The sequence below is a fragment of the Paenibacillus sp. FSL R5-0914 genome, assembly GCF_038004525.1.
GTDB lineage: Bacteria > Bacillota > Bacilli > Paenibacillales > Paenibacillaceae > Paenibacillus_AQ.
Genome location: NZ_JBBORH010000001.1, coordinates 1,202,900 through 1,222,003, shown reverse-complemented (window position 1 = coordinate 1,222,003; position 19,104 = coordinate 1,202,900). Strand labels below are relative to the sequence as shown.

Sequence of the window (19,104 nt, the reverse complement as noted above, 5' to 3'; positions counted from 1 at the left end):
TGGTTAGGTCAATGTACATAGAGACTTCACGCACGTCTCACTCTACTCCTCCGCCCTAGGATGGCGGGATACTAACCTCACCAGATCGAGTGTTAAGATCGGCAATGCTATAGAAGCCGGATAAGCCAAGTAACGCGGTTCCCACTCCGGGCTGAATTTTTCTTTATAGCGGCGAAGTCCGACAAAGCCGTACCAATGCCCCCCTCTTTTAAATACGAGATGGGCCAGCTTCTCCTCTTTCAAGGCCCCAGCATTCTCACCCACACTGGACAGCGGGGCATTACCTAGATTGAATCGATGATATCCCTTAGATTTCGCCCATTCTAGCAAACGAACAAATAAATAATCCATCGTTCCGTTCGGCACATTCTTTCGATGGCGCATCAAATCAATCGATAAGGTCATACCCTGATCATACCCGTGTGCAATCGAAGCAAATGCCAGTATCGTCCCTTGGGCATTCCTCAGGAGCACGATTGGAGCCAGCTGTAGATAGGCCTCGTTAAACCAACCCAGCGAATACCCTTTTTCGGTGCGCCCATTCAACCATTCGTTCGAAACGGATCGCAGCTCTCGTAGCAATTCTTCAGCGTGCGGTGCTTCTACAACTTCGAAGGCATAGCCTTCCCGTTCAAAACGGTTGCATACGCTTCGCAAATCACTGTTCTTTTTGCCACTGAGCGTAAAGGTATCGAGCGTTACTAATGCCTCTTCCCCCAGCTTAAAAAAGCGATATCCCTGCTCATGATAGATCGATAAGAAATCAGGTGTGGCCTGATAAAAAACTACGACCAGACTGTACTTATCTGCAGCTTGTCTAAATTCACTGATTGCCTCATTCATGAGACTTCTCTCTCCCAATGGATCACCAAGGACTACAAGCTTATCCCTAACCCTAGCGAAAGCGAGCAACACCTTGCCTTCTTGCGCCCAGAAGAAGCTTTTATCACCCAAAAACAACATATGAGTTAAGGCATTGCCTTGAACTTCACCTAGGAAGTTTTTCAGCCTTGCCATATCAAAATTTCCGAATAACTCCTCCGGTTTACGATGGGGTCTAAGGGTGATCAGCAAAGTAAGAATGATCCAAGAGAAAGCTAGTCCCCCTACGGCTGTAAAAGCAACATGACTATGCCGCTGTAGCCACTCTGGCTCTACACCGGGCGGGAGATGCTTTAGAAATCCACGATGAACATGGCTGCCCAATAGATAATAGCTTAGGGCAATTACTGAAGTAAGCGCAAGCCACCAAATCGTACTCTGTCTGCTTACGGGAGCACTGATCCGGTAGAACCGAGATCTGGAGATCCACAGAATGAGTGCAACGAGGAGCAGAAACAGCGCCTCTTCATAATCAAAGCCTTTAGCCACCGCAAACACAGACCCGGAAAATAATAAAATGCTGGTCCAGATGTACGCGCTACGAACCCGTAATGTAATGCCTCTCGACAACAAAATGAGCATAAAGCCAATAAGTACAGATAAATGATGTGAGAGCTGCATGATCGAGAATGACAATATTTCCTCTGTAATCTTCAGTCTGTACAACAATCCGGGCGTAGCTGTTGATAGTAAGAGAATAAGCCCGCTAGCTAGTACAAGCTTGCCTAGAGCCCACACACCAAGATCGCTCAGAAAGGTATACTGACCCGGCCAACCCCAAATCCTCTGCCAAATGTTAAGAGCGGGTTCGAACCCTGGAGCTGAACGATCTTGACCCTTTTTTCCCTGCAGACCAAATTCCAGTGCCGCCAGCACCAATCCAATCAGCCATGGAATGAGATAATAGAACAATCTAAAAATAACAAGCACTGCCATGGCCTGATCACTTTTAAATCCAAGCTGCGTAAGACCCAGCAATGCAATAAGGTCAAAAGCACCGATACCACCAGGCGCCATACTCAAGATGCCTGCGATAGCAGCAATCGTAAAGATGCCGAATATAACTGGAAAATGCACCTCGTGCAAGAGATGACTACTGATTGTCCAAAACGTTACGCCAGCAAAACTCCATTCCAGAAAGGAGGCACCTACAGAGGCAACTACTGTAAGCCAGGGTGTTCTACCTTGTCCCCGGTTAATCCACTTTGCATAAAGAGCAGAGCGCTGTACAAACACAAAAAACGGCAAATAAAGCGCCATCCCCCATACCGCAAATACTAACCAATGATGCTCTTCCAGCAACGCCGTTGCCGGGAGTAAACCAAAAATATTTGCCCAAGAAAGTAAAGATAACCCGGTAATCATGAGTGGTGATAAAAATACGATTGCCGGCGTTAGGACGGAAGTTGACACTCCGCTTTTTTTGTACATCAACGTCCTTAAACCCACTCCAGCCAGACCTGCAAAACCAATTAAATTATTAAATGTATTAGCTATCCAAGCATAACGGAAGGTGTCCCACAGTCCTACTTTTAAACGAAAATGTGCTCGTATCAAATAATCATAAGCACTCATTACAGCTACTGCGAGAAGTGCAAATCCGATCATTTGCAAAACGGCAGATGTAGGCACTCTTCTTAGCTCACGCATAATAAGTCCTAAATGAACCTGCTTCAGCTCATGTTGCCCCTCCCAATACACCAGCGCTATGATAGCTACTGGAAAGAGAGCTCTCACCGCCCGAATCCGATAGATGGTTAAGAACAGCCTTACAATTTTGAATCTTTCTAATGTTTGTTGTTTTGATTGCATTAGGCCACCTACCCTTACCGCCGACACACGTTGTGCTAGACAATTTTTACAACCATTTCATTATAACAATTATTGGAATAAAAAACCCATGATAATCAACACCTACTACATTAGACTGCCAGCACAGCCCTAATCCCTGCAATAGTTAAAGAATGTTAATGAAATTCTATTTAGCTAAAGAACATTGAGACTGTAGTTTACACATAAAATTGCACAACAAAAAGGACATCCCTCACGGCAAAGGATGTCCTCTCTGTTATGTAGCACGGGTTTAACTAGCGTTTATACTCGAATATCAAATCTGCCTTTACTATCCGTTGTTGCGGTAGCTATCTCTTGCGGACTTGCTGCAGCAAGCGTATTGTTCGCAGGTTTGGCAGGTGCCTCTACAACACTGCTAGCGGAGGAAGCACTGCTCTGAGACTTCTGCGAGATTTGTGCCTCGATAGTCTTAATCTGTTGCTCAATTTGCTTCGTTTTCGTTTCCTTGGTCTTGTCATCGTCTGAGCTGGCATTAATCTTGTCCAGTTCTGCTTCCAGTTTCGCTTTTTGTTTCTCAAGCGTACTGGTATCTGTAGTGCTAGATGTCGAGGTAGTATACGATGTGGAACCTGAGACTGCTGATATACTCATGGTTATCCCTCCCTTCCTTACCTCCAATATAATCCTTTTGCAAGTAAGGAACGTTAAGACCCGCTGAAAGTTTGCTGAAAGTACTACTTGCCAGGTTACAATGATAGACTGCTAGGAGCTTGCTTTTCCTCGTCTAACCAGCAGCACATAAGATAGAATCGAGAGAATTCCCGTACATGCCATCACAATCGCCATCGGAAGTGCAGACTCAACGCCCCCAAGACCCACAAGTGGCGCTACACAGCTACCCAGCAATAGGGGGATTAATCCGATTAATGCCGAGGCACTGCCTGCAGTTTCGCCTTGATCTTGCATCGCCAGTGAGAAGCTGGTCGCTCCGACAATCCCTACACTGGAGACAACCGCAAATAGACAGATCAGAATAGGGATCAGTCCTCCTCCTACCAGAACCGTCAGCAGTAGCAAGATGCCCCCCATCGTACATAGCAATAGTCCACTAAGTAACAACTTAGTCTCACTTACCTTTCCAGCAAGTCTACCGGCTATTTGGCCAGTAATAATAATCCCGATCCCATTCACTGCAAAGATCAGACTATAAACCTGCGGGGTAACCGCAAAAATATTTTGCAATACAAAAGAAGAACCTGAGATATACGCGAACATAGATGCCGTAACGAAACCTTGAGACAAGGCATAACCCATAAACTTACGATTGCCCAGCAATACCCGGAAGGTAAGCAGTGTACCCTTCAGTCCACTCTTAGAGCGTCGCTCCTTCGGCAGCGTCTCCGGCAAGCGCAATAAAATAGTTAAACAAAAAATAATTCCGGCAGCAAATAATACGAGGAATATCCCTTGCCATGTAGTCACCCTTAACAGCTGGCCCCCAATAACTGGAGCTAATATCGGTCCGAGACCATTCACAATCATCAATAGTGAGAAGAACTTCGTGAGTTCAGAGCCACTATATAAATCACGAACAGCCGCTCTAGAGACAACCACCCCCACTGAACCAGCAAGACCTTGAATAAACCGCAAACCGATCAGCAGTCCAATCGAGGGACTAAAGGCACATAGCACTGAGGAAACGGCGTAGATGAACATACCTATAAGCAGCGGACCGCGGCGGCCATATACATCACTCAGCGGTCCAGCGACCAACTGACCTGAAGCAAGTCCCAGCAAAAAGAAGGTCAGACTAAGCTGCACTAAAGCAGCGGTCGTACCGAAATCCGCGACAAGCGTAGGCAGTGCCGGCAAATACATATCAATCGACAACGGGCCGATCGTTGTAATGGAGCCGAGAATCACAGCCAGCTGTAATCTCTGCTTCCGTGTTGGTCCATCTGCGGCAAGCGTATTACCCTTTTGAATTCCAATCATGATCCTTACTTCAACCTTTCTAAAGCAACCCTTGGGCCTTTTTTTTGTATTCTTCATACTAACGTAAAGGAAGTGAATTGATCAATCCTTTTATGGAGGGTTATAGGTGCCTGTATAACAAGAATAACCGCCATTCGGCGGTTATTCTGATTGTTTTATGCATTTGTAGATGTGCTGCGTATTTGCAACCAATCTCTAGCGGCTTCAGCCTCAGCAACACTCAGGCGATGACCTTGGTTGCCCCAGTGTGTTGTAACCTCTGCGCCTGCCTTCTGTAAAATAATCTCCAAATCCTCAGTCTCCGACGAAGCGATAAGTGGATCATTTGTGCCAGCTCCGATGAAGATAGATACTCCTTCCAGCGAAGGAAGCGTAATATTCCGAAGCGGTACCATAGGATGCAGTAGAATTGCAGCGCGGAAAACATCCTTATAATGGAACAGCAGACTACCCGCAATGTTCGCACCGTTAGAGTAACCCACGGCTACCAGATTGTTGGCATCGAAGCCGTATTGTGCTGCGGCTTCATCCAGAAACTGCTTGATCTCGTGAGTACGGAAGATTAGATCTGCTTCATCGAATACCCCTTCGGCTAACCGTCGGAAGAACCGCGGCATACCATTCTCCAGTACATTCCCTCTGATGCCTAGCACCGATGAATCAGGAGATAACAACCCGGCAAGCGGCAGCAAGTCCTGCTCATTGCCTCCAGTACCGTGAAATAATACAAGCGTGGGTTTCGTTACATTTTTACCTTTATGGAATACATGAATCATCCCTGCTTCACCTCAATTTCTCTTATTTGAAAAGGACTTAAATTTTCTTCGATAGCCGCACGATGCGGTTCATACCAAGTTGGCAGCATCAGCTTTTCACCCAGCGCATCCACCGCTTCATCACGAGCAAAGCCCGGAGGGTCCGTAGCAATCTCGAACAGGATTCCACCTCTTTCACGGAAATAAATCGCATTAAAGTATTGGCGGTCTTGAACCGGTGTCGGATGATGCCCATGATTCTGCACATGAAGCCCCCATTCCTGCTGCTCAGCGTCATCTTGTGCACGCCAAGCGATATGGTGAACGGTGCCTGTACCTCCTGCTCCTTGCGGAACCGGTGTTGTCTTCAGATCAATAATATTACCCAAATCTCCAGTAGTTCTATATCGACTATACCCGTCTCCATCAGCGATATGCTTCATTCCCATTGTATCGACAAGCGTTTCTGCAGTTTGCGACGGATTGTTGCTGTAGAGCACAGCGCCGCCGAACCCTTTGATAGCATGCCCCGTGGGAACTCCCCCGAAAGACCACTTGCTAAGCGGTCCTTCCTCACGTTCCACAAGTTCAATGCGCAAACCGTCATAATCAGCAAAAGATAGATAAGATTCCGAGATTCTATGCTTAAGAGTAACCGGAATTTGATATGCTGCAAGACGCTGTTCCCAGAATGTCAGAGAGCCCACTGGTACTGCGTAAGTTGTTACGCCAACTTGCCCACTCCCAATTCTGCCTTTACGCCCGGTAGGTGAAGGAAAAAAGGTAATAATCGTTCCCGGAGCACCTACTTCATTTCCAAAATATAAATGATAAACTTCCGGAGCGTCAAAATTAATCGTCTTCTTCACAAGCCGTAGTCCTAGAATACCGGCGTAGAAGTCAACGTTACGCTGAGCATCTCCAACAAAAGCGGTAATATGATGGATTCCTGCAGTTTGAAGTGTCATAATGATAAACCCCCTTCTTAGTTAAAAATCAATGCATCCAGAGAAATCGAACCTGGCCCTGTAAGTGCTATACCTGCAGCGACTACCAGTACCGTAAGCGGAAACTCAATTCCGTTCGAAGTAGACCAAAAGCCATTTGGAGCGTGAACCTTAATGATAGCCCCCAGCATAGTGGCAACAATCAACACCGCTGCAACAGGCGTCAGAAGGCCTGCCGCGAACATGAATCCGCCTACCAGCTCCATTAGTCCTGCCAATACCGCCATCGTAACGCCCGGTTTAATACCGATGGACTCCATCCAGCCGCCTGTGCCCTTCGGGCCATACCCGCCAAACCATCCAAATAGCTTTTGTGCACCATGTCCTATGAACGCAATCCCGATCACTAATCTCATCAATAATATTCCTACACTTATCATTGTTAATCCACTCCAATTTTCTTTGATTTAATTATCTTAACGTTAAGATATATGATAAAAATTTTTGTCTTCCAGAGGTAAGAAGCAGCGAGCTGCTTCCGACCTTACAGAAACGCCCTACATAACGATTTTTCAGCGCTCCTATACACCTTTGCCTAGCTTCTTCAGTAATTCAATCGCCTGACCCTTCTCATCCTTATCCAGTCCACGCATCAAATCATGAATCGAAGCCACATGACGCGGGAAAATCTTATCAAACAGCTCACGCCCTGCATCCGTAATCTCCGCATAGGTCACGCGTCTGTCCTCACTACACGGCACACGTTTCAGCAGACCTTTCTTCTCCAGCTTGTCGATATTATAGGTGATGCTTCCACTCGTAACGAGAATCTTCTCCCCGATCTGTTGTAGTGGAATACGGGTCCGGTGATACAGCACCTCAAGCACCATGAACTCGGCAGATGCCAGCCCATAACTCTTCATATCCTTCACAGCTTGATCCATCAAGCTTCTGTAAGCCTTAGATAATACAACAAATAACTTTAAAGAAGACGCCTGATCCATCTCCGTAGTATTCTCTGTATTACGAACATTCTCTTCGGTATTACTCATCATTCCCACCTCCAGTTTGACAGCGATGTTGTTCAATATAAAGTAAATGTCTTTACATTAAATATCTTTAAGTTAAGATAACTATACTTCCTCACACTACCTTTGTCAACCTTGCCACTCCAAAAAGATAACATAAGGTGCTTAACGAGCTGTTAATGTTCTTTCTACGACTTTTTAAGAGCGTGATGAAAATCACTCTAAGTTTGACCTGACCCTTAAAACGGCGTATTCTTGTCTTTACGAATGACTATTTAGTAAGCGATTTCACTTCTCTCAAAGGAGGCAACCTGATGGTGGAGGAACAAGCTGGTGCGCGGCGCGTGCTGATCGTAACAGCTGTAGCCGCAGAGCGAGAGGCGGTCCTGCGCGGCCTACAAGGCAGCGACAGGTTCCATGTGATTGCTGCCGGCGCAGGTACGGCAGCAGCGGCGGCGGGAACCGCCGCGGCACTCGCAGCCGGATCTTACGGCTGCGTAATCAGCGCCGGGATCGGCGGCGGATTCCCGGGGTTGGCACCTTTAGGCTCGCTGGTCGTTGCCAGCGGGATGATTGCCGCCGACCTCGGGGCCGAGACGCCGGAGGGCTTTCGCAGCGCTGCCGAGCTCGGCTTCGGCAGCGTGTCCGTGCCGGCTGATCGCGGCACGGTACAGGCTGTTTCGGCCGCGCTGGCAGCGGCCGGACTGACCGTAAGCACGGGGACCGTGCTTACGGTCTCGACGGCGACCGGCACCGCGGAGACGGCCGCCGCCCTCATCGCGCGGCATCCTGGTGCCGTCGCGGAAGCGATGGAAGGCCACGGAGTTGCCGTGGCCGCTGAGGCGCTGGGGCTCCCGGTACTGGAGCTCCGCGCCATTTCGAACCCGGTCGGTCCCCGCGACCGGGCCGCCTGGAAGATCGGCGATGCAATGGAAGCATTAACGGCGGCAGCCGCTATACTATTGGAGGTGCTGTAATGACAACTGAGCTTAATATCGCTTTTTCCCCTTGCCCTAACGATACCTTTGTATTCCATGCCTGGGCACACGGGCTTGTCCCGAATGCACCACAACTTAATGTAACCTATGCCGACATTGATATTACCAACACGCTTGCTGCTAATGGAGAGGGACCTGAAGTCCTTAAAATCTCCTATGCCGCTCTACCTTGGGTTCTTGAGCGCTACAAATTGCTGCCATGCGGCGGTGCACTGGGTCGTGGCTGCGGGCCGTTGCTTCTTACAGCAAGTGGCCCAACCGCGATTAAACGTCCCGAGAAGCTAGCCGGACGCCGAATTGCCGTACCTAGCGAACGTTCTACCGCTTATCTGCTCTTCAGATTATGGGCAGCACAGCATATAAAGGGAGGGATTGGCGAAATCGTCGTCATGCCTTTCGATGAGATCATGCCTGCCGTACGCGATGGACATATCGACGCTGGACTGGTAATTCACGAAGCCCGTTTTACTTACGCATCTTATGGTCTTAATATGCTGACTGACCTGGGCAGCTGGTGGGAAAGCGATACCGGACTGCCGATTCCACTCGGCGCGATCATTGCTCGCCGCGATCTGGATGCCGATGCCATCACTGGCTGGATTCGCAGCTCTCTACAATATGCGTGGGATCATCCTACCGATTCTAGAGATTATGTACTTAGCCACGCTCAAGAGCTGGCTCCAGAAGTGGCTAAATCACACATTGATCTCTATGTGAACGACTTCTCGATGAATCTAGGCGATGACGGCTACGCTGCAATCACCTCCTTACTAAATCGTGCTGCAGCAGAAGGACTTGTACCTGCCATCGATCCTGCATTACTTCGGTAGCATTTGCTAGACGTTCTTAGCGCACTTTAAAACTAGACATAACCCACAATCCCCGGTACACCATAAGGTGTTCTCCGGGGATTTTTGTTTGAAATATAAGAAAGTATAAATTTCACACCATACTTTATGTCTTATATTTCTCGCTTAAACACTTACCGTCCTTATAAGGACGCCGAAGGCATTTATGCTTGTTCTGAGTAACATTCCCCGCGATTGCTTCGATCCATTATTTGGCATGGCGAAGCGATGGCTATACAATAGACCTATAAATAGGTTCTATGAAGGAGGATCACATGATACCTGAAAACAATAGCAAACAAAACATCGATCGATTTCTCGGCTTTCAAGAGGACTATGACCGCTACCGTCCCGAAGCTCCTGCCATGATCATTAAGCTGCTGACCGACTACTTAGGCAGCACACCTTCAGTCGTCGCAGATATAGGCTGCGGCACGGGCTTGTCTACTTTTCTGTGGAAGGATGTCGCGGACAACGTAATTGGCATTGAACCGAATCCAGATATGCTGGGAAAAGCAATCGATAAATTAAGCCGGATAGAAGATCCTCAATCCATCACTTTTGTACAAGGTTATTCTAACCAGCTTCCACTTGCAGCGGACAGCGTAGACATAGTGACCTGCTCACAGTCATTCCACTGGATGGATCCTGAAAGCACACTTCGAGAAATCTCCCGGGTCTTGAGAACAGGTGGTGTCTTCGCTGCCTACGATTGCGACTGGCCTCTCCCCCTTCAACAGAAGGTAGAAGAGCGTTACAACCAACTGATCTCCAAATCCGAGGAACTGCTCGCCTCACTCTTACCTGATGCTGAGAGAGCACATAAATGGGACAAAGAAGGGCATTTGTCACGGGTTCAGGCTAGTGGAGCTTTCTCTTTTGCAAGAGAGATCGTATTTCATAATCTTGAGTCCTGCGATGCACAGCGCTATGTTGGACTCGCTCTAAGCCAAGGTGGAATACGAACCGTGCTGAAGCAAGACGCTGCCTTACTCGATCAAGACATTGCTGATTTCAGCGCTGCCGTCGAAGATCATTTCCAAGGACGCACCTTAGAGGTTCTGATCAGCTACCGAATGAGAATCGGCATCAAATAATCTCCACCCCTTAAGCGCAAAGAACGCCCCGATTTCCTTATTTAGAAGGAAGGTCGGAGCGTTTTCTTATTTTATTTGACTTCTTCCATGAACAAATTTAGGTTCTCAACGATTTCCTTAGATCTGGAATGGTGTAAATAATGTCCGCCTTCGAATGTCATCACTTTTCCATGCACAGATTCCTTAACTTGCCCTTCATGCAGAGGAATCCAATCTTTCACGGTTGTATTATTCGCTTGTATAAAGAATATAATGGGAAGGTTCTTGTCGAATTTCAACCCTCTGGCTGCGACAAAGTTAGGATATATATGTTCCATTTCATTTAAGGTAGTGGAATTATTCATATTTTTGAGTGAGATCAATTTCATTTGTTTTTTGGTCTCATCATCAAATGGCAGTCCATCATAAGGGTCACCGCTTAATTGCAATCCCAATCTAAGGATACCCGAGTCTTTGAGCAGCTTTAATTTTTTTATCGGGAATTTAACATCCATACCGCCTTGCTCAGGAACACTACTATCAACCCCCACAAATGCACTCACTTCGTTTGGATATGTCTTCGCATATTCTAGTCCGTAAATACCTCCAATAGAGTGACCCATTAGAATATATTGGTCAATGTTTAGATTCTGTACGGCTTCATGAACCTCACTTATGATATTCGCTGTAGTTCGTTCCTTATCAGTCTCATCACTTAATCCATACCCAAACGGCTCAACCGCGACCACTTTGTAAAATGGTGATAACTCATCAATCAACGGCTTAAAATCAAGTGCTGGCGCTCCAGTTCCAAAGCCCGGGATAAGCACAATAGTCTGCTTCCCTTGTCCTTGGATCAAAACATTCATACTTTTTCCGTCAACAGGAACTAACTGACCATATTGATGTATTTTTTTCTGATCAGATTTGTTGCTAATCACATTAACTGTATAAACAACAGCTAGAAAAAGCACGATCAAAATCACTATTGCTCCTAATATTTTAAGCAACAAGTTACGTACTTTATGCTTTTTCTTTTCATTCCCCGTTTTTATTACCTCTGTTTGTGTCACCCTCATCTTCTCCTGTCCTAATCTATTTATTATGTCGCCTTAACGTTTCGCTAATGAGATCTTAACCAACAATGATGTACTCCTCATGACCACAATATGAACTAAATATGAATAGGCAAAAAAATACTACGGCAGCGCAAGCAAGAAATCTTACCTGTGCTACCGTAGTATGAACAAGAGGCGCGCGTTCAACCCCTCGCAAAATATCCTTGAACGATAATTATTCTGTCGGCACTATAATTGGTAAGGTGACGATGAAGGTCGTTCCTTGGCCAGGTTCGCTTTCCACTCGGATATCCCCTTTATGAAGCGATACGATCTGTTTAACAATGGCTAGTCCCATCCCGCTACCGCCATACTTGCGACTGTGAGAACGATCAGCTTTAAAGAAGCGTTCAAATATACGTTCTTGGTCCTCGGGAGAAATACCAATGCCAGTGTCGGATATTCGGACGATTACATTGTCCAAATCTTGTTTGATGCTGACGTTAATCACACTGTCATCCTTGGAGAACTTGATGCTATTTCCAAGGAGATTCGTCCACACCTGACTTAACAGATCATGGTCTGCCCATACGATTACTGATTTCAAATCAAGTTCAAAACTAATGTTGCGTGCCGACCATTGGGGCTGTATCGCCACGATTACACGTCTGATCTGTTCGTCAAGACTGAACGTGATAAGCCGCAGTTGTTGGGATTGCGATTCAAGCAAGCTCAGCTTTAACAAACTATCGCTCATCTTGGACATCCGCTCCGCTTCAGCAATAATAATGTCGAGATAACGATTCCGTTCATCCTCTGTGAGGGCTACTTTCTTGAGCGCAATAGCATAACCAGATATCGAGGTAAGCGGAGACTGAACCTCATGCGACACATTCGTTACGAACTCCCTACGCATTTGCTCAAGGTGCTGCAGATCGTGCATCATTTCCTCGAAGCTATTAGCCAAGGTACCTAGCTCACCCATCTGCTTAATATTCAATTCGACATTAAAATCCCCAGTTGCTATACGCCTAGTTGCCTTTGTAAGCCTTTTGATCGGTCTCACTAAGAACATAGAAGCGACCAGTATCAATACGCTTCCCGTTATTAACGAATACGCCAAAAAATTAAATAGCAGATTCCTCGTAGAAGACAAAGTAGGAGGCACAATTGGCTCCACAAACATCGCCTTCGTTCCCATTTCAGTTTTCAAAGGTAGTCCTAAGAGGTTGGAAGAACCTATACTCGGTTTAACTTGAACAGCTTCACCAGCCAATACTTTCTTCAGTTGCTCCCTAGTCACGGTAACAGGGCTCTCTCCATTAAGCACTCCGTAAGACTGGTACTGACCGTTCTCATCGTAAATTCGAATATGGTAGGAATCAAGCTGCTTCATTCCACTTATAAGAACATCCGCTTCACGTGATGGTAAGGTTTCGTATATCCGGGCGATGTCCTGACCAAAGCGAAGTAAGGGAATTCGCAGGTTTTCGTTTAATTTATCTTGAAATACCCAGGTTGTCACAAATAGAGAAATCAGTGTGCCTCCGATCACGGAGACTAGAAAGGTCAGAACAACACGTGTATATAACGATTTGATCATTCGTAAACCTCAAGCCGATAGCCAAGCCCCCGCACCGTCTCGATTCGAAAATCGGGTGTAGTCGCAAACCGTTCGCGTAGACGTTTAATATGTACGTCTATCGTTCGATCATCTCCAGCGTAATCAATCCCCCAGATCTGATCGATTAGCTGCTCGCGCGTATAGACTTGTCCGGGTGTTCCAGCGAGCTTATATAGCAATTCGAACTCCTTGAGTGGCAACGTGAATGACTCTGTTCCTCTCATCACCTTATAGGTTTGCCGATCAAGGATGACGTCACCGAAATGGATCGTCTGAGTAGAGCCAATCTTGTATCGCTTCAATAAGGATCTAACACGAACCGTCAACTCCAGCGGATCGAATGGCTTCGTCAAATAATCGTCTGTCCCCAGTTCGAAGCCCTTCACCTTCTCCCAGGTTTCACCTCTCGCAGTTAGCATAAGTAAGGGAAGATCCGGATTGGCTTTTCGGAGCTCTTTACATAACGTCCACCCATCCATAATCGGCATCATGATATCGAGTACAACAAGATCAACCTGCTTTGAGGCGTAAACGGCTAACGCTTCTTTGCCGTCTGCAGCTTCGGCTGTGTCAAATCCATCGTTACGTAGAAATAAACAGACGAGTTCGCGAATGTTCGCGTCGTCGTCAGCAACTAGTATAGTAGGCATTCGTACCCTCTTTTCCTGTTATCCATCCTAGCCATTATACTACAATATACTTCCAGCCAAGAAGGAACGCCTTCGGCATCATTTAAAGGGTAATGATCGTTTCACGAAAACGCAAAACTTATACTTTCTTATCTTTCAAAAAAGAGCGTCTAACACGGTAATCCGCATGTAGACGCTCTTGAAGTCGTTTGACTTTACCTCCAAACGACTTACTTTTTATTCATCTTAAACTTCAGGAAGAGCTCATTGTAATGAGCAAGCATCCGTTTGCCAAGATTATCATACACCTCAAGCCGATCCGTAATCTCAGCAGGCGGGTAGAAACGGGTATCCTCGGAAGTTTCCTTCGGAAGTAACTCCAGCGCAGGGATGTTAGGTGTGGAATAACCTACGTATTCTGCATTCTTAGCCGCTACATCTGGGCGAAGCATGAAGTTAATGAACTTATGCGCTCCATCCACATTATCCGCAGTTCGTGGAATGACCATGTTATCAAACCACTTGTTCGAGCCTTCCTCAGGCACTACATAATCCAATTTATCATTCTCATCCATGATCTCAGAAGCATCACCGGACCACACAATCCCAACGGCAGCCTCTTCATTGGCAAGCAGCATCTTGATCTCATCTCCGACAATCGCCTTAACGTTAGGAGACAGTCTATTCAGCTTGGTCAGTGCTTCTTGCAGGTGAGCCTCATCCCGGTCATTAACGGAATAGTGCAGGCTGTTCAAAGCCATACCCATCACTTCGCGTGCTCCATCCACCAAGAAAATGTTGTTCTTCAGCCTGCTGTCCCAGAGGGAATCCCAGCTGGTGAAGTCCATCCCTTTGGTCATCTCCGGGTTGAAGATAATCCCGACGGTTCCCCAGAAGTAAGGCACGGAATACTTGTTGCCAGGATCGAAGGAAAGGTCCATAAACCGCGGATCAATATTCTTAAGATTCGGAACCTTGCTATGATCCAGCGGTATGAGCAAATTTTCTTCTTTCATCTTAGCAATAGCGTAATCCGAAGGAATTACGACATCAAAAGTAGTTCCACCCTGCTCCACTTTAGTTAGCATAGCTTCATTAGAGTCAAAAGTTTGGTAAATGACCGTTAATCCGGTCTCTTTTTCAAATTCCTTCAACAGATCAGGATCGACATAGTCGCCCCAGTTATAGATAGTCAGTGTATTCCCTCCGGAATAGCCCTCTCTCGAGTTCATCCAGGAGCCCAAGTACATTAGAGCGAATGCCGTGATCATGATCGCCAAAAAAGCATTTACCAGCTGTTTCATCTAGGCACCCCCGCTTCCGCCACTGGCTCCGCCACAGCTTCCGAGGTATTCTGACGGTTCTTCTTAAGGGTCAGGAAGTAATAACCGACAACGAGCAGTATCGTGAACAGGAAGATCAATGTCGATAGCGCATTAATGGATAACGACACCCCTTGCCGAGCTCTGGAATAAATCTCAACCGATAGCGTCGAATAACCATTACCCGTTACGAAGAACGTAACTGCAAAGTCATCCAGTGAATACGTAAGTGCCATGAAGAATCCACTAAAGATCCCCGGTTTGATAATCGGCAGAATAACCTTAGTCAGAACATCCTTGCGGCTTGCGCCGAGGTCACGTGCGGCATCCGTCAGTGAAGGACTCATATCCTGTAAATGCGGCAGAATCATCAACACGGCAATCGGTACACTGAACGCGACATGCGAAAGCAGGACGGACACGAAGCCAAGCTTGATGCCTGCAATGGTGAACAGGATCAGGAACGATGCACCGATAATGACATCCGGACTAACGATCAACACGTTGTTCAGAGATAACAAGGTGTTTTTAGCACGGCGGTTCTGTACACTCTTAATGGCCAGTGCACCAATAATAGCGATAAGCGTGGCGATAGCCGAGGACAGAAGCGCGATTACAAGTGTGTTGATCATGATGATAATCAGACGTGTATCCTGAAGGACCTCACGGTAGTAATCAAGCGTAAAGCCCTCGAACTTGTGCATCGTCCCCCCGCTGTTGAACGAATAGTACATCAGATAGAAGATTGGCGCATACAGAACAGCGAACACTAGCACTAGGTACAGATTAGAGAACCCATTTTTATTTCTCATTTCGCACCCCTTTCCGCGATCCGCCAGTAATAATCATGAACAGCGCCATAATAGCAATCAGAAACACTGCAACCGTGGAGCCCATGCCCCAGTCCTGTGTGACCAGAAAATGCTGCTCAATCGCAGTGCCTAGTGTAATAACCCTGTTGCCTGCAATCAGACGAGTAATCATAAACAGGGACAGCGCTGGTATGAATACCGCCATACATCCGGAACGAACACCCGAAATGGTCAATGGAAAAATAACCCGCCGGAACGTCGTCCAGCCCGAAGCACCCAGATCACGTGCCGCATCCAGCAAGGATAAATTAAGATCCTCCAAAGCGCTGTAGATCGGCAAGATCATGAATGGGATAAAGATATACACAGATACAAATACAAAGCTGAAGCCCGTAAACAAAATTTGCTGTTCTCCGATTCCAAGCAGATCAAAGAAATTGTTGATCGGTCCGAACGTACCAAATATGCCGATAAAAGCGTAAGTTTTCAGCAGTAAATTAATCCATGTCGGTAAAATTATCAGCAATAACCATAGCTGCTTATGCTTCGTTCTCGTCAACAGATATGCCGCCGGATAGGCGACCAGCAAAGAGAATGCTGTAATCAAAAACGCATACCAGAATGAGGTCAGCGTCATTTTTAAGTACACAGGTGTAAAGAAGTTCACGTAGTTATCTAGCGTAAGATGCCCATCCAGATCAAATAGAGAATAATAGATGACAAGCAGCACTGGTGCGATTACAAACAAGGCGATCCACAGGTAATAAGGGATGAGATAATACGATCTGCCCTTATTCTTCATGACTCTCCACCTCGCCGTAAGCTTCCAGACGTTTGTCGAACTCTTCCTCCGTTTCACCAAAACGCATAACATGAATCGCTTCCGGATCAAAATAAAGGCCAATTTCACTACCTACCGTAGCCTTACGTGTAGAATGCACAAGCCATTCATGTCCGGATTCATCATAACAACTGATTTCATAGTGGACACCCCGGAACAACTGGGAATCCACTCGCACACGTAGCTTACCCTGTTCCAGCGTTGAAATTTCCAAATCCTCAGGGCGTATAACAATCTCCACAGATTCGTTTGGTTTAAGACCAGCATCAAAACATTCAAAGCGGCGCCCGTTAAACTCCACCAGATAGTCTTCAATCATAACACCCGGAACAATGTTGGACTCACCAATAAAATCAGCCACGAAACGGTTAATTGGCTCATCATAGATATCGTTAGGTGTTCCGCTTTGTTCGATTTTTCCTTTGTTCATGACAAAAATCCAGTCGGACATCGCGAGTGCCTCTTCCTGGTCATGTGTAACAAAAATAAAGGTAATGCCAAGTCGTTGCTGCATTTCACGCAGTATGTACTGCATCTCTGTTCGCAGCTTCAGATCGAGCGCAGATAGCGGCTCGTCCAGCAAAAGAACCTGCGGCTCATTCACAATCGCACGAGCAATGGCCACGCGCTGACGTTGACCACCGGACATTTCGTTAATGGCACGCTGCTCGTAACCCACAAGGTTAACGAAACTTAGCGCTTCCTGCACCTTCTTCGTGATGACGTCTTTCTTAAGCTTCTTAATGCGCAGTCCGAAAGCCACATTCTCGAATACGTTCAGGTGTGGAAACAATGCGTAATCCTGAAATACCGTATTGACCTGCCGCTCATTGGCTGGAATGTGGTTGATCACTTTACCGTTTAAATAGATAGAACCGCTTGTTGGCTCTGCGAACCCAGCGATCAATCGTAGAATAGTCGTTTTACCACAGCCTGATGGACCAAGTAGTGTATAGAATTTGCCGCGCTCTATCTCAAAGCTGACTCCTTTTAACACCGGATCTTCGTCGTCATATTGCTTGGTAACCTCTTCAAATGAAATAATGGTGCCTTCCTGAATAGCTATAGCTAACAACCTCCCTGCCTAAAGTATCACAATACTATTTTACCCGCATCTCGCGGAGAACAATCGAATGGGCATGCTCAGCGCTAATAAGCGACAATTCCTCCTCTCATTCGACACTCCAATAGATATAGCATATTAGATTGTACCATTATATGCGATAGCTTACATGGAGAAGGAATGCGTAAACTTAACAACTTTGTAAAATATCCAGTCCTCCAGGCCTTTTTTAAGGTGTTATAATGAAAACGAACTGAAAGACCAGACAGTTTTTTCATTTTTTTCCGAAAGAAGATGAATGATAATGAACGAGGGGTTACAAGACCGCCTTGAAAAATATGGTTTCTCACTTTACATGATACGAATTACGCTGGCCGCTTCACTTTCATGGGTCGCCGTACACAGCATATATGGTAGCCAATATTTATACTTCGCACCCCTTGCGGCTATCCTCATCACCCAAGCCAGTGTTAAAGCATCGCTAGAAAAAGGAATCTACCGCCTGATCGGCATTATTCTTGGCGGGATCGTTAGCCTAATTGTTGGCCAGTTTTTTGATGTAGGTGGGCTTTCTATCCTGCTCATTCTACTCATCGGGATTGGCATCGCTACGGCCTGTAAGATGAACATTCAAGCTGTCTCACAGGTGGGGGTTACTTCCGTTCTAGCTCTTACTTTTTACCAGAATGACTACGTGCTTTGGAGAATAGGGGAAACATTTATTGGTGTGCTGATCGCCCTGGCCATCAATATGATTATCGTGCCGCCGAACAGGTTCGTCAAGGTAAAAGCATTGGCATTCGAAGGAAGTCTTCTACTTGCGGATGCATTAAAAGATCTCGTAGGCGTAAGACGTGATTCTCCGAAAGATAATTTGCTGGAGGAAGCAGGTAAACTCCTGTCGAATAGCAGCCGGGAACAGAAAGAAATGTTCTATACCCTCACACATTATCAGTGCCGGGGTGAACTGAAGGGACTCATACAGGCTACCTCACATCTAAAAAGCATTCATTCCTACGTCAAAGAAATCGCCGACGATATTCGTCTTCTGCCAGCGCATCACGCCTCTTCGGACTGGATGAAGGATGTGCTGGAGTCAACCGCAGATTGCATTGCTCTTTATGGAACCAGAACCTTATCAGACGCCGAATGCCAACGTTCTCTTGCCGATTGTATAGAGCGTGCTCGTGACCTGCAATTGGCCAGTTTCTCTGAACTACAAGGGAATTGTTCGCTATCAAGCATTCGTGATCTTGGTGCGGTCTTCAGTCACTTAAACCGGGTGTTGGAGGAAGTAGAGCGTGCTAAATCTGCTACTTATGTTGTAGCCACTCGGCCCTCAACGGCTGAAGTCGCACGCGCTTTACGTTTTATTAAAAAGGGACTCTCCCAGAAGCTTTAAGCTTCGGGAGTGTCCCTTTTGTTCAAATAT

General features: G+C 46.5%; 18 protein-coding genes. 4 read left to right on the top strand and 14 right to left on the bottom strand.

What is annotated here, in order from left to right; all coding sequences use genetic code 11:
- Nucleotides 1–42: 42 nt before the first annotated feature.
- The 7 genes from mprF to MKX60_RS05285 all read right to left on the bottom strand — a co-directional run bounded on the left by mprF (nucleotide 43) and on the right by MKX60_RS05285 (nucleotide 7,425).
- Nucleotides 43–2,694: a bifunctional lysylphosphatidylglycerol flippase/synthetase MprF gene (gene mprF / locus MKX60_RS05315; RefSeq protein ID WP_341059238.1), complete on the bottom strand. Its 2,652-nt coding sequence runs from the start codon at nucleotides 2,692–2,694 to the stop codon at nucleotides 43–45.
- 282 nt (nucleotides 2,695–2,976) lie between these two features.
- The gene (locus MKX60_RS05310; RefSeq protein ID WP_042192675.1) at nucleotides 2,977–3,327 is read right to left on the bottom strand and encodes a FlxA-like family protein; all 351 of its coding nucleotides are present in this window, start codon (nucleotides 3,325–3,327) and stop codon (nucleotides 2,977–2,979) included.
- Between the two features lie 111 nt (nucleotides 3,328–3,438).
- Nucleotides 3,439–4,671, bottom strand: coding sequence for a multidrug effflux MFS transporter (locus MKX60_RS05305; RefSeq protein ID WP_341059236.1), 1,233 nt, complete (start codon nucleotides 4,669–4,671; stop codon nucleotides 3,439–3,441).
- A 155-nt stretch (nucleotides 4,672–4,826) separates the two neighbouring features.
- Entirely contained in the window at nucleotides 4,827–5,447 is a 621-nt protein-coding gene (locus MKX60_RS05300; protein WP_341059235.1) for an alpha/beta hydrolase, read from the bottom strand.
- Nucleotides 5,444–6,394, bottom strand: coding sequence for a ring-cleaving dioxygenase (locus MKX60_RS05295; protein WP_341059234.1), 951 nt, complete (start codon nucleotides 6,392–6,394; stop codon nucleotides 5,444–5,446). The genes MKX60_RS05300 and MKX60_RS05295 overlap by 4 nt, the downstream gene beginning before the upstream one ends.
- Nucleotides 6,395–6,411: 17 nt before the next feature.
- The gene (locus tag MKX60_RS05290) at nucleotides 6,412–6,813 is read right to left on the bottom strand and encodes a DoxX family protein (RefSeq protein WP_042192683.1); all 402 of its coding nucleotides are present in this window, start codon (nucleotides 6,811–6,813) and stop codon (nucleotides 6,412–6,414) included.
- Nucleotides 6,814–6,954: 141 nt separating this feature from the next.
- Nucleotides 6,955–7,425, bottom strand: coding sequence for a MarR family winged helix-turn-helix transcriptional regulator (locus MKX60_RS05285; protein ID WP_081393105.1), 471 nt, complete (start codon nucleotides 7,423–7,425; stop codon nucleotides 6,955–6,957).
- 290 nt (nucleotides 7,426–7,715) lie between these two features.
- Between MKX60_RS05285 and MKX60_RS05280 the strand changes: the two genes are divergently transcribed.
- The 3 genes from MKX60_RS05280 to MKX60_RS05270 all read left to right on the top strand — a co-directional run bounded on the left by MKX60_RS05280 (nucleotide 7,716) and on the right by MKX60_RS05270 (nucleotide 10,344).
- Nucleotides 7,716–8,378, top strand: coding sequence for a futalosine hydrolase (locus MKX60_RS05280; protein ID WP_076284900.1), 663 nt, complete (start codon nucleotides 7,716–7,718; stop codon nucleotides 8,376–8,378).
- The gene (locus tag MKX60_RS05275; protein ID WP_341059232.1) at nucleotides 8,378–9,229 is read left to right on the top strand and encodes a 1,4-dihydroxy-6-naphthoate synthase; all 852 of its coding nucleotides are present in this window, start codon (nucleotides 8,378–8,380) and stop codon (nucleotides 9,227–9,229) included. Before MKX60_RS05280 ends, MKX60_RS05275 begins: the two co-directional genes overlap by 1 nt.
- Before the next feature lie 293 nt (nucleotides 9,230–9,522).
- The gene (locus tag MKX60_RS05270) at nucleotides 9,523–10,344 is read left to right on the top strand and encodes a class I SAM-dependent methyltransferase (protein ID WP_341059231.1); all 822 of its coding nucleotides are present in this window, start codon (nucleotides 9,523–9,525) and stop codon (nucleotides 10,342–10,344) included.
- A gap of 71 nt (nucleotides 10,345–10,415) precedes the next feature.
- Here the strand turns inward: MKX60_RS05270 and MKX60_RS05265 are convergent, their stop codons facing one another.
- The 7 genes from MKX60_RS05265 to MKX60_RS05235 all read right to left on the bottom strand — a co-directional run bounded on the left by MKX60_RS05265 (nucleotide 10,416) and on the right by MKX60_RS05235 (nucleotide 17,669).
- On the bottom strand, nucleotides 10,416–11,396 hold the full coding sequence (locus MKX60_RS05265) for an alpha/beta hydrolase (RefSeq protein WP_076284902.1): 981 nt from the start codon (nucleotides 11,394–11,396) through the stop codon (nucleotides 10,416–10,418).
- Between the two features lie 220 nt (nucleotides 11,397–11,616).
- On the bottom strand, nucleotides 11,617–12,984 hold the full coding sequence (locus MKX60_RS05260) for a sensor histidine kinase (protein WP_076297974.1): 1,368 nt from the start codon (nucleotides 12,982–12,984) through the stop codon (nucleotides 11,617–11,619).
- Entirely contained in the window at nucleotides 12,981–13,655 is a 675-nt protein-coding gene (locus MKX60_RS05255; RefSeq protein ID WP_341059230.1) for a response regulator transcription factor, read from the bottom strand. The genes MKX60_RS05260 and MKX60_RS05255 overlap by 4 nt, the downstream gene beginning before the upstream one ends.
- A 209-nt stretch (nucleotides 13,656–13,864) precedes the next feature.
- Entirely contained in the window at nucleotides 13,865–14,938 is a 1,074-nt protein-coding gene (locus tag MKX60_RS05250) for an ABC transporter substrate-binding protein (protein ID WP_076284904.1), read from the bottom strand.
- Nucleotides 14,935–15,768: an ABC transporter permease gene (locus MKX60_RS05245; protein WP_042131492.1), complete on the bottom strand. Its 834-nt coding sequence runs from the start codon at nucleotides 15,766–15,768 to the stop codon at nucleotides 14,935–14,937. Before MKX60_RS05245 ends, MKX60_RS05250 begins: the two co-directional genes overlap by 4 nt.
- Nucleotides 15,758–16,570 carry an ABC transporter permease gene (locus MKX60_RS05240; protein ID WP_042192705.1) on the bottom strand — a complete coding sequence of 271 codons (813 nt, stop codon included), beginning with the start codon at nucleotides 16,568–16,570 and terminating at the stop codon, nucleotides 15,758–15,760. The genes MKX60_RS05245 and MKX60_RS05240 overlap by 11 nt, the downstream gene beginning before the upstream one ends.
- The gene (locus MKX60_RS05235) at nucleotides 16,560–17,669 is read right to left on the bottom strand and encodes an ABC transporter ATP-binding protein (RefSeq protein WP_042194671.1); all 1,110 of its coding nucleotides are present in this window, start codon (nucleotides 17,667–17,669) and stop codon (nucleotides 16,560–16,562) included. Before MKX60_RS05235 ends, MKX60_RS05240 begins: the two co-directional genes overlap by 11 nt.
- A 307-nt stretch (nucleotides 17,670–17,976) precedes the next feature.
- Between MKX60_RS05235 and MKX60_RS05230 the strand changes: the two genes are divergently transcribed.
- The gene (locus MKX60_RS05230) at nucleotides 17,977–19,074 is read left to right on the top strand and encodes an FUSC family protein (RefSeq protein ID WP_076284905.1); all 1,098 of its coding nucleotides are present in this window, start codon (nucleotides 17,977–17,979) and stop codon (nucleotides 19,072–19,074) included.
- The last annotated feature ends 30 nt before the right edge of the window (nucleotides 19,075–19,104 follow it).